General features: G+C 62.6%; 2 protein-coding genes. Both read left to right on the forward strand.

Annotated features, from left to right (window positions below):
- Positions 1 to 342, forward strand: a 342-nt coding sequence (locus AC1DT2_RS24300; RefSeq protein WP_477299302.1) for a LysR substrate-binding domain-containing protein, incomplete at its 5' end; no start/stop codon positions are given.
- A 153-nt stretch (positions 343 to 495) separates the two neighbouring features.
- Positions 496 to 981: a thioredoxin TrxC gene (trxC, locus tag AC1DT2_RS24305; protein ID WP_477299304.1), complete on the forward strand. Its 486-nt coding sequence runs from the start codon at positions 496 to 498 to the stop codon at positions 979 to 981.
- Positions 982 to 1,061: the final 80 nt, after the last annotated feature.

Below are 1,061 nucleotides of genomic sequence, written 5' to 3' on the forward strand. Positions count from 1 at the left end.
AACCTGGGCCGCTCGTTCAATGCGTGGCCGTTCCTCGATCGCTCCACCGGTCGCAGCCGATCCGTTCCCATCGGCGGAAACTTCCAGGCCAACAACGGCGAGACACTGCGCCGCATGGCCGTGGACGGCCTGGGAATCGCACGGCTGTCGTCGTACCACGTGGAGCGGGACATCGCCGCAGGGCGACTTGTGCCGATCCTCGAGGACTTCAACGCGGGTGAACGGCAGGTCACTCATGCCGTCTTCGTGGGGCACGAACACCTGGCCACCCGCGTCCGCGCCTTCGTGGATTTTCTCGCCGAAAGGGTGCCGGCGTCGGAGGACTGGTATCGCCAGGACTGAACCGGCAGCCTAGACATGTAACGAACCAGAGCATGATCTTCACAAGACGGCCCGACGCGCACAGTCGTATGGTGGGTGTATACATGCTCGGCGCCGCCGTCGGCCCGACTGCCACGATTTTCTGGATCGCAACGCTTGAACGAGGAACCGCGCGTGGCCGAACAACCTGCACCCTCCACGGCGAATAGTCAGCCCGATTCGGTGATCGTCGCCTGCCCCGTCGACGCGGCGCTCAATCGCGTGCCGCGTGTCAGGATGGGACAAGACCCGAAGTGCGGCACGTGCCATAACAGTCTCTTTCCGGGCAGGGCCGTCGAGATGACGGCGGCGAACTTCGAGCGACATACGCTGAAAAGCGAGTTGCCGGTGGTCATCGATTTCTGGGCCGCGTGGTGCGGACCCTGTCGCACGATGAGCCCGAATTTCGAAGCCGCCGCGAAGGTGCTCGAGCCGCGCGTCCGCATGGCCAAGCTCGATACCGAAGCCATGCCGGAGGTGTCCGGCCGTTATGCCATCCGTAGCATTCCCACCATGATCATGATTCACAAAGGACGAGAAATCGCCCGTACATCGGGCGCCATGCCGACCCAGGCCATCGTGCAGTGGATCGGTAACGCGCTCTCTCAGGCTCACTTATGAAACGCATACTTCTACAGACCACCATCGAACCGACCGCGGACGACTGGAGCATCGCGCGCTTTTCACTGCTTCGTGAATTG

The sequence above is a fragment of the Luteibacter sp. P4_E6 genome (assembly GCF_056401535.1).